The organism is Falsiroseomonas ponticola, assembly GCF_016805305.1.
GTDB classification, from domain to species: Bacteria; Pseudomonadota; Alphaproteobacteria; order Acetobacterales; family Acetobacteraceae; genus Falsiroseomonas; species Falsiroseomonas ponticola.
The window spans coordinates 42581-52511 of sequence record NZ_JAERQN010000020.1 but is presented as its reverse complement, the minus strand read 5'-3'; the positions used below and the strand labels follow the sequence as shown (position 1 = coordinate 52511).

At 72.5% G+C, this 9931-nt stretch carries 8 protein-coding genes; 1 reads left to right on the top strand and 7 read right to left on the bottom strand.

What is annotated here, in order from left to right:
• Positions 1 to 121: 121 nt before the first annotated feature.
• The 4 genes from gap to JJI54_RS30790 all read right to left on the bottom strand — a co-directional run bounded on the left by gap (position 122) and on the right by JJI54_RS30790 (position 5455).
• Positions 122 to 1144, bottom strand: coding sequence for a type I glyceraldehyde-3-phosphate dehydrogenase (gap, locus tag JJI54_RS30805; RefSeq protein ID WP_203077259.1), 1023 nt, complete (start codon positions 1142 to 1144; stop codon positions 122 to 124).
• A 22-nt stretch (positions 1145 to 1166) separates the two neighbouring features.
• Positions 1167 to 3110: a transketolase gene (gene tkt, locus JJI54_RS30800; RefSeq protein WP_203077261.1), complete on the bottom strand. Its 1944-nt coding sequence runs from the start codon at positions 3108 to 3110 to the stop codon at positions 1167 to 1169.
• Positions 3111 to 3309: 199 nt separating this feature from the next.
• Positions 3310 to 4389: a calcium:proton antiporter gene (locus JJI54_RS30795; RefSeq protein ID WP_203077258.1), complete on the bottom strand. Its 1080-nt coding sequence runs from the start codon at positions 4387 to 4389 to the stop codon at positions 3310 to 3312.
• Positions 4390 to 4429: 40 nt separating this feature from the next.
• The gene (locus JJI54_RS30790) at positions 4430 to 5455 is read right to left on the bottom strand and encodes an alpha/beta hydrolase family protein (protein ID WP_203077257.1); all 1026 of its coding nucleotides are present in this window, start codon (positions 5453 to 5455) and stop codon (positions 4430 to 4432) included.
• 97 nt (positions 5456 to 5552) lie between these two features.
• On the opposite strand from JJI54_RS30790, the gene JJI54_RS30785 reads away from it, so the two are divergent.
• Positions 5553 to 6302, top strand: coding sequence for a VIT1/CCC1 transporter family protein (locus JJI54_RS30785; RefSeq protein WP_203077256.1), 750 nt, complete (start codon positions 5553 to 5555; stop codon positions 6300 to 6302).
• 74 nt (positions 6303 to 6376) lie between these two features.
• Here JJI54_RS30785 and JJI54_RS30780 read toward each other — a convergent pair whose 3' ends face one another.
• From JJI54_RS30780 to JJI54_RS30770, 3 genes are all read right to left on the bottom strand, one after another.
• Positions 6377 to 7810: a coiled-coil domain-containing protein gene (locus JJI54_RS30780; protein WP_203077255.1), complete on the bottom strand. Its 1434-nt coding sequence runs from the start codon at positions 7808 to 7810 to the stop codon at positions 6377 to 6379.
• A 170-nt stretch (positions 7811 to 7980) separates the two neighbouring features.
• Positions 7981 to 9228, bottom strand: a complete 1248-nt coding sequence (locus JJI54_RS30775) for a Zn-dependent hydrolase (protein ID WP_203077254.1) — start codon at positions 9226 to 9228, stop codon at positions 7981 to 7983.
• A gap of 93 nt (positions 9229 to 9321) precedes the next feature.
• Entirely contained in the window at positions 9322 to 9891 is a 570-nt protein-coding gene (locus JJI54_RS30770; protein WP_203077253.1) for a peroxidase-related enzyme, read from the bottom strand.
• Positions 9892 to 9931 lie beyond the last annotated feature (40 nt).

Below are 9931 nucleotides of genomic sequence, written 5' to 3'. Positions count from 1 at the left end.
GGTGCCGCTTGGCGGCGGGGGGGGGGAGGGTTTTGGCCCGCGCGCGGCTGACCTGGTCCGGCGGGGGGGGGCGGGCCCCCACCCCGACCCTCCCCCGCGGAGCGGGGGAGGGGGAAGGCGGTCAGAGGCTGCCGAACAGCGCCGCCGTGTCGGACATGCGGTTCGAGAAGCCCCACTCATTGTCGTACCAGGACATCACGCGCACCAGGCCGCCATCGACCACCTGGGTCTGGGTGGCGTCGAAGGTGCTGCTGTGCGGGTCGTGGTTGAAATCGATGCTGACCAGCGGCGCGGTGTTGTAGCCGAGGATGCCCTTGAGCGGGCCGGATTCGGAGGCCGCCTTCATCACGGCGTTGATCGCTTCCTTGGTCAGGCCTTCCGTCTTCGCGGGCACGAAGTCGAGGCTGACGAGGGAGACGTTCGGCGTCGGGATGCGGATGGCGGTGCCGTCCAGCTTGCCCTTCAGCTCCGGCATCACCAGGCCCACGGCCTTCGCGGCGCCCGTCGAGGTCGGGATGGCGGAGACGGCGGCCGCGCGGGCGCGGTGCAGGTCCTTGTGCAGCGTATCGACCGTGTTCTGGTCGCCGGTATAGGCGTGGATCGTCACCATGTAGCCGCGGACGATGCCGAAATTCTCATGCAGCACCTTGGCGATGGGGGCCAGGCAGTTGGTGGTGCAGGAGGCGTTGGAGATGACCGTCATCTCCTTCGTCAGCGTCTGGTGGTTCACGCCATAGACGATGGTGGCGTCGGCGTTGTCGCCGGGCGCGGAGATGACGACCTTGCGCGCACCCGCGGTGATCAGCGCGGAGGCCTTCTCCTTGCTGGTGAAGATGCCGGTGCATTCCATGGCGACATCGACGCCCTGGAAGGGAACCTTGGTCGGGTCACGTTCCGCGCTGACGACGATGGGCGCGTAGGTGCGGCCATTGGCGGTGATGATGATCTTGTTGCCATCGACGGCAACCTCGCCGGGGAAGCGGCCATGCACGCTGTCGTAGCGGAACAGGTGGGCGTTGGCTTCCACGCTGCCGAGGTCGTTGATGGCCACGCATTCGACGTCGGTGCGGTTGCTCTCGATCATCGCGCGCAGCACCAGGCGGCCGATGCGCCCGAAGCCGTTGATGGCGACCTTCACTGCCATAACCCGATCTCCCCTTCCTTGATCAACCCAGTCGCTTCTTCACGGCGGCCACCGTGGCCTCCGCGGTGATGCCGAAATGGCGGAACAGCGCCTCCGCCGGCGCGCTGGCGCCGAAGCCCTGCATGCCGATGAAGATGCCCTCCGGCCCGAGCCAGCGATCCCAGCCGAAGGGGAGCGCCGCCTCGATGCCGACGCGCAGCGCGCTGCCCAGCACCTGGCTGCGATACACTTCGTCCTGGAGGGCGAAGAGTTCCCAGCACGGGAGCGAGACCACCGCGGTCGGGATGCCATCGGCCTCCAGCGCATCCCGCGCCGCGAGGGCCAGGTGCACCTCCGACCCCGTCGCGATCAGCGTGGCGCGGCGTTCGCCGGACGCCTCCGCCAGCACATAGCCGCCGCGGGAGGAGCGGTTCTCCCCGCTATCGGTGCGGAGCGCCGGCAGGTTCTGGCGGGTCAGCGCCAGGACCGAGGGGCCATCGGCGCGCTTGACCGCAAGCTCCCAGCATTCCGCGGTTTCCAGCGCATCGGCCGGGCGGAAGACGCAGACATTCGGGATGACGCGGAGCGAGGCCAGAGTCTCCACCGGCTGGTGCGTGGGCCCGTCCTCGCCGAGGCCGATGCTGTCATGCGTCAGGACATGGATCACGCGTTGCCGCATGAGGGCCGCCAGCCGCAGGGCGGGGCGGAGGTAGTCGGCAAACACCAGGAAGGTGCCGGAATAGGGGATGATGCCGCCATGCAGCGCCATCCCGTTCATCGCGGCCGCCATGCCGTGTTCGCGCACGCCCCAATGGACGTAGCGGCCGGCATAGTTGCCGGGGCTGATGGCGGGGATGCCCTTGACGTTGGTGTTGTTCGACCCCGTCAGGTCGGCGGAGCCGCCCACCATCTCCGGCACCGCCGGCACCAGGGCCTCCAGCGCCTTCTGGGACGCGATGCGGGTGGCGATCTTGGGCTTGTCCTCGGCATGCCTGGCGCGGAGCGCGGCCAGGGCCTCGTGCCAGGATTCCGGCAGGCGGCCGGCCATGGCGCGGTCGAAATCCTCGCGGGACGCGTGGTTGGCCAGGCGCTTGAGCCAGGAGCGGCGGGTGCCGGCGCCGCGGCGGCCGGCGGCTTCCCAGCGTTCCTTGAGCCCCTCCGGCACCTCGAAGGGCCCATGGTTCCAGCCCATGGCGGCCTTGGCGGCGGCGGCTTCCTGGGCGCCGAGCGGGCTGCCATGGCTGGCGGCGGTGCCGGCCTTGGTGGGGGCGGCGAAGCCGATGATGGTGCGGCAGGCGATCAGCGTCGGCTTGCGGCTGCGCATGGCCCAGGCCATGGCGCTGGCGACCTGTTCATGGTCGTGGCCGTCAACGCGGCGGGTCGCCCAGCCATAGGCCTGGAAGCGCTTCAGCGCGTCATCGGAGAGGGAGATGGCGGTGTCGCCATCGATCGAGATGTTGTTGTCGTCATAGAGGACGCAGAGGCGATCGAGCTTCAGGTGGCCGGCGAGCGAGGCGGCCTCGTGGCTGATGCCCTCCATCAGGTCGCCGTCGGAGGCGATGACCCAGGTGCGGTGATCGACGAGCGACTTGCCGAAGCGCGCGGCCAGCATCCGCTCCGCCAGCGCCATGCCGACGGCGGTGGCGATGCCCTGGCCGAGCGGGCCGGTCGTGGTCTCGATGCCCGGATGCTCGCCGAATTCGGGGTGGCCGGCGGCGGGGGAATGCAGCTGGCGGAACTTCCTGAGGTCCTCGATGCCCATGCCGGCACCGGTGAGGTGCAGGAGCGCATAGAGCAGCATGGAGCCGTGGCCGGCGGAGAGGACGAAGCGGTCCCGGTCCGGCCAGCGGGGGTCCGCCGCGTCATACTTCAGGAAGCGGGTGAAGAGGACGGTCGCGACATCGGCCATGCCCATGGGCATGCCGGGATGGCCGGACTTGGCCTGCTCCACGGCATCGATCGCGAGCGCGCGGATGGCATCCGCCATGCGGCGCTCCTCCGTCGCGGGGCGGGCGAGCAGCAGGGCCTGGGCGGCCTGGGCCGGGGTCGGCTCCGCGCGCGGCTGGGTATCGGGTTCGGTGCTGGCCAAGGGAGAAAAAACCTCGTGCGCGGGGGGTGTCGCGGGCGCCGACCCTATAGAGGGGGGGGCGGCGAGCGGCAACCGGCCAGGAAGGCGGGGCTGGCCGTCAGGGAACGAAGACCAGGAACAGCCAGGCCAGGCCGAGCGTGAGGTGGACGGCGCCCTGCAGGACGGTGGTGCGCCCGGCGCCGAGCGTCAGGATCGAGACCATGAAGGTGGCGGCCAGCAGGACCATGCCGGAGGGGGCGAGGCCCAGCACCAGGGGCTGGTCCAGCACCAGGGCGAGCGCCACGACGCAGGGCACGGTGAGGCCGATGCAGGCCAGCACCGAGCCGAGCGCCAGGTTCAGCGCCGTCTGCAGCCGGTTGGCGCGCGCCGCGCGGATGGCGGCGACGGATTCGGGCATCAGGATGAGGCAGGCGATCACCACGCCGACGGCGGCCGCCGGGGCGCCCGCGGCATCCAGCCCCGCCGTCACCGCGGGGGTGAGGGACTTCGCCAGCAGCACCACGGCGACGAGGGAGGCGCAGAGGAAGGCCAGCGCGATCCAGGTGTCGCGCAGGGAGGGCGGCGCGGCATGGGCGCCTTCGCTGTCATCCTCCGGCAGGAAGTAGTCGCGGTGGCGCAGCGTCTGGACGAAGACGAAGACGGTGTAGAGGCCGAAGGCGGCGAGGCCGACGAAGGCCATCTGCGGGCCGGTGAGGACCGGGCCCTCCGCGCTGATCGTCGTGTTGGGCACCACCAGCACCAGCGTCGCCAGCACGACGATGACGGAGAGGAAGGCGGAGGCGCTGCGGGCCTGGAAGCCCTGTTCGTGGTGCCGCGCGCCGCCCAGCAGCAGGCAGAGGCCGACCAGCAGGTTCAGCACGATCATCACCGCGGCGAAGAGCGTGTCCCGCGCCAGGGCCGCCTGGTCGATCGGGTCCGAGATCATGAGCGAGACGATCAGCGCGACCTCGATCACCGTCACCGCGATGGCGAGGATCAGGGTGCCGAAGGGCTCCCCGACCCGGGCGGCCACGACTTCCGCGTGGTGGACGGCGGCGAAGACGGTGCCGCCGAGGACCAGCGCCATGGGCAGCGCCACCCAGCCGCCGGCGCCGAAGAAGGCGGCGAGCAGGCCGATGGCGGCGAGGGGGAAGGCCCAGGACCAGGCGGGAAGGGGGGCGTGGGGAGAGGAAGCCATGGGCCCCCCTGTGAAGGACGAGGCCCGGGATGACAACCCGTTAACGCAGCAGCCCGCGCCGTTCCAACCAGGAATTGATCCGCGCGGCCACGTCGTCGCTGTTGGTGTCCATCATGATCATGTGGCTGTTGCCGCGCACGCCCTCCGCCGGCATGTCGAGCGTATCGGCCGTGCCGCCGGCCGCGCGGATCTGCGCCTGCCAGCGGTCGATATTGGCGCGGATGCGCTGCCAGAACGGGTTGTCCGCGGTGTAGTCGCCCCAGACGACGAGGTGCGGGATGTCCTTCAGCGCGGCCGCGTCCTGGCTTCCGGGCGGCGCGCCGGACGGTTCGACGGCGATGACGGCGCGGACCTTGTCGGGCGCGTTCAGCGCGGCGCGGAAGCCGAAATTGCCGCCCTGGCTGTGCACCAGCAGCACGCAGGGGCAGACCTGCTGGACCAGCGCATCGTAGCCCGCCTGGATCTGGCGGTCCGTCGTCACCCATCGCGGCACCGCCTGCATCATGAACTGGTTCCAGGCGGCGGCCGGGAAGCGGCTGTCGGGGAAGGCGCGGCGCTGGGCGGGGTCGATGTTCCAGCCATCCTGCGGCCCGATGCGGAACAGGCCCCAGCCTTCCCCCATGGTGCGGAAGACGGGGTCGCCCTGGAACACCTGGGGGAAGCGCGCCCAGCCGGAGCGGCCGCGTTCCACCGCATCCGTCACGAAGACATCGTGGCCGGCGCGGAGGAAGGCCATCTGCCAGCCGGGGCGGCCATCCGGCGTCGTCTCATAGGTGACGCCGGTCAGGCCGCCGCCATGGGCCAGGATCAGCGGGAAGCGCGCGCGGGGGTCCTGCAGCCGCACATATTGCGCGTACATCTGCTCCACCTGGAACTGGCCGTTCGGGTTGATGCGCAGCGGCGGCGCGCCGGGGCTGAAGGTGATCTCCTGCTCCGGCAGGCCGCTGATCTCCGCGATGCGGCCGCCGACATGCAGGCTGCCGATCTCCCGCACCTGCAGGGGCTGGGCGGTGGCCCCGCCGGCGAGCGTGGCGGTGAGCAGCGCGGCGATGGCGATGCGACGCATGTGCAGTTCCCTCCTGCGATTTCTCGAAGCTTGCCAGAAGCGCGAGCGGCCGTGGAAGGGCGTGACGCGGTGCCGCGCGGGCCTGTAGTCTCGGCGCATGCAGGATGTCTTGTCTCCCCCCGTGCTGGCCGAGCCGTCGCGTGACGGCCTGCCGCCCATGCCCCCCGGCCCGCCGCATGAGGAGCGCCACTTCGCGGAGGCCGGTGCCGGGCGCGACCTGGTGGTGGGGGCGGGGCAGGGGCTGGTGCTGCCCTTCGCGCTGGCCGCCGCGCTGTCCGGCGCGGGGGCCGGGCCGGGCGTGATCCTCACCGCGGGGCTGGTGGCCGTTGCCGCTTCCTCGCTCGCCGCCGGTCTCGGCGCCTGGGCGCAGGCGCGGGAGGAGGCGGCGCATTACGCGCTGGAGCGGCGGCGGGAGGAGGAGGAGAGCCAGCTCTATCCCGACCGGGAGCGGTGGGAGGTCGCCGCCATCCTGCACCGCTATGGCGTGAAGGGTGACGTGCTGCGCCAGGCGGTGGAGGCGATCGCGGCCGATCGCCGGAAATGGGTGGATTTCATGATGCGGTTCGAACTGGACCTGAGCGAGCCCGACCCCTTCCGCGCCGCGCGTTCCGCCGTGACGACGGGTGCGGCGGGCCTGGCCGCGGGGCTGGTGCCGCTGCTGCCCTTCCTGGGTGCCGGCCGGCCCCTGCTGGTCTCCGCCCTGCTGACCGCGCTGGCGATGCTGGCGCTGGGTGCCATCCGTGCCCGCGGCAAGGGCCTGCCCGCCGCGCCCGGCGCCGCCCAGGCCCTTGGCATCGGGGCCGCCGTCGCCGCCGTCGCCTGGTTCGTCGGCCGCCTCGCAGCCTGATTCCCGGCGGTCCAGGGTCCCCCCGGACCCTGGCGAGGGGGTTCAAGGGGGAGCAGCGCTCCCCCTTCCTTCCCTCAATTGCCCGCCGGCGCCGCCTCCCGAGCCCGGCGCTCCGCTTCCGCGATGGATTGCTGCAGCCGCGCCAGCGTCGCCTCCGCCTGCCGCGCCTGGGTGGCGAGCGCCGCCGCGCGGCGTTCGGCCGCCGCCACGTCATTCGCCGCGGCGGTGGCGCGCTGGGTCGCCTGCTCGATCGCCGTGCGGCGCTCGGCCAGCGTCGCCTCCGCCTGCCGCGCCTGGGTGGCGAGGGTCGCGGCCTGCTGCTCGGCTTCCGTCACGCGGCGGCGCCGTTCCTCCAGCGCCGCATCGGCCTGGGCCGCCTGGTCCCGCAGCGCGGCCAGGCGCCGTTCCTGGTCCTGCGTCTCCGCGGCCAGGGTCTGCAGGCGCTGCTCGGCGGCGGTGGCGCGGCTGGCCTGTTCCGCCTGGCGGGCTTCGGCCTGCTGCGCGCTGCGGGCGGCTTCCTCCCGCGCCGCCGTCAGGCGCGCCAGCTCCGCCTGGGCGCGTTCGGCGGCCTGGCGGCGTTCATCCCGCTGCTGCTCCGCCTGGGTCGCCTCCGCGCGCAGGCTGGCGAGGCGCGACTGCGCTTCCCCGGCCGCGCTGGTGGCGCGGGCGATGTCCGCCTGGGTGGTGGCAAGGCGGCTGGCGGCCTGTTCCGTGCCCTGGGTCGCCTGGTCGAGCCGCGCCTGCGCTTCCGCCAGCGCCGCGCGGCGCGTGTTGAGATCGGCCTCCCGCAGCGCGAGTTCGTCGTTCAGGCCGCGCAGGCGCTGTTCGGCGCCGGCGAGGGCGGCTTCGCGCGCCGTCAGCGCCTCCTGCGCCCGGCCCGTCTCCGCCGTCAGGCTGGCCAGGCGCGCTTCCGCCGCCTGCACGCCGGCGGAGGCCTGGGCGAGGCGGGCTTCCAGGGTGCGCAGCGCTTCCGCCGTGCTGTCGCGGCTGGCGGCGGCCCGCGTCTGCTCGGCTTCCGCCGCGCGGGCGGCCTCCGTCCGGCGCGCGATCTCCTGCTCCGCCGCCTGCACGCCCTGGGTCAGTTCCGCGAGGCGCGCCTCCGACTGGCCGATGCCGGCGGCGAGCTGGGTGGCGCGGGCGGTCGCGGCCTCGGCCTCCCGCGTCCGGGCCTCGAGGTCCGTGCGCAGCGCGGTGGTCCGCTGCTCGGCTTCCGCGCGGGCGGCCTCCGCCTGCGTGCGCGCGGCCTCCGCCTGCGCGCGGGCGGCCTCCACCTGCTGGGCGCGGGTGCGGATGGCGGAGAGGTCGCCATTGGCGCGGCGTTCCTCGGCCAGCGTCGCCTCGATGCGGGCGCGCTGTTCCTGCTGGGCGCGGGCGCGGGCATCGGCTTCACGGATATCGCCGCCGCGGCTGATGGCGACGACCCAGCCGATGAGGGCGAGGAGGAGGAAGGCGCCGGCGGTGATCTGGGCCGGGCGTGGCCATGCCATCGGGTTCAGCGTCGGGTTCATGGTGCGTCGCTCGCTGCTGCTCGGGGGCGAAGAAGCCATCGGCGGCGCGGCCGTGCCACTCACGGAAGGGTTGGCACCCTTCACGGTTGCGGCAGGCCGCGCCGCCATGGCGGGCTTGCCCGGGGAGCGCGGGGGACGCGGCGGGGTTCCCCGCCTGCCGTTCCGGGCCATCAGGCGGGCACCCGGTTGGCGCGGGCGACCACCGCTTCGAACAGCACCTGGCAGCCGGCCTCGGCCTCCTCCGGCTCGATGCTCTCGGCCTCGTTGTGGGAGAGGCCGTCCTTGCAGGGGGTGAAGATCATGGCGGCGGGCATCCGGCGGGCGACATAGACGGCATCATGCCCGGCGCCGGAGACGATCCGCCGGGCGGGGTGGCCGAGGCGCTTGGCCGCGGCTTCCACCAGCGCGACGCAATCCGCATCGAAGGGCTGGGCGTCGTAGTGCAGCACCGGGGTGAGTTCGATCGTGCAGCCGGTGGGGGCGACGGCCGCCTGCGCCATGGCGGGGAAGTCGCGCGCCAGGGTCGCGATATCGGCGCTGTCGGGGTGGCGGAATTCGATGCTGAAGCTGACCTCGCCCGGGATGACGTTGCGGCTGTTGGGCTCCACCTTGAGGAAGCCGACCGTGCCGCGGCCTTCGTCGCCGCGGTCGCGCATCAGGCGATCGACCAGGGTGATGACCTGGGCGGCGGCCACCAGGGCGTCGCGCCTGGCATAGGGCGGCGTGGTGCCCGCATGGCTGTCCTGGCCGGTGATGCGGGCATCCCACCAGACCTGCGCCTGCGCGCCGGTGACGATGCCGATGCGCGCCCCCTCCTTCTCCAGGATCGGGCCCTGTTCGATGTGGAGTTCGAAGTAGCTGTCGGCGGGGAAGGGGGCGGCCTCGTGCTCCCCCTGGTAGCCGATCTCGCGCAGCGCGGATTCGACCGTCGTGCCCTCGATGTCCCGCAGGCCGTAGCTGCGCGCGATGGGATAGACCCCCGCCCAGGTGCCGCTGCCCATCAGGCTGAGGCCGAAGCGGCTGCCTTCCTCATCCGTCCAGTTCACCAGCTCCAGCGGCGCTTCGGTGGCGATGCCGAGGTCATTCAAGGTCCGCATCACCTCCAGCCCCGCCACCACGCCGAGCGCGCCGTCGAATTTTCCGCCCGAGGGCTGGCTGTCGAGGTGGGAGCCGAAGAGGACGGGCAGGCGCGTGGGGTCACGGCCCTCGCGCCGGGCGAACATGTTGCCGATGGCGTCCACGCGCACCGTCAGGCCGAGGCTTTCGCATTGCGCGCGGAAATCGTCGCGCGCGGCCTTGTCGATCGTGGTCAGCGTCAGGCGGCGGACGCCGCCCTTGGGCGTGGCGCCGTGGCGGGCCATGGCCATGAGGCTGTCCCACAGGCGCTTGCCGTCGATGCGCTGGTTGCTGCCGGTCATGCCGTCGATGTTCCTGGTGCTATCGCTCCAGGATACCGCGCGCACCCCCGCTCACCCAACCCTCTCCCCCCGGTGGGGGGAGAGGGCTTGCGGTCAGGCGCGGCCGATCTTCTGGAACTCGGCGTTGGGCTTCAGGTCGATGGCATTGGCCAGGCGGTTGGACATGGAGAAGAAGGCGGCGATGGCGGCGACGTCCCAGGCCTCGTCCTCCGAAAGCCCGGCCTCGCGCAGCGCGGCGCGGTCCTCCGCCGTCACCAGATGCGCCTCCGCCGCCACCTTGGTGGCGAAGGCCAGGATGGCGCGGCCGCGCGCGCCGATCGGCGCCTTGCGCCAATTGGCGCCCACCAGCTCACTGATCGCGGGGTCCTTGGCGCGGACGCGCAGGATGGCGCCATGGGCCACGACGCAATACTGGCACTGGTTGGCGGCCGAGATGGCGACGACGATCATCTCCCGCTCCGCCGCTGTCAGGCCCTCCCGCTTGTTCATCAGCGTGTCGTGATAGGCCATGAAGGCGCGGAACTCCTCCGGCCGCCAGGCCAGCGCCAGGAAGACATTGGGGACGAAGCCCGATTTCTCCTGCACCGCCAGGATGCGGGCGCGGATATCGTCCGGCAGCGTGTCGATGGCGGGGACGGGGAAGGCGCTGATGGACGTGGTCACGGCGTTGTCCTCCTTGCCGGATCGGTGCCGGCTTGCGATG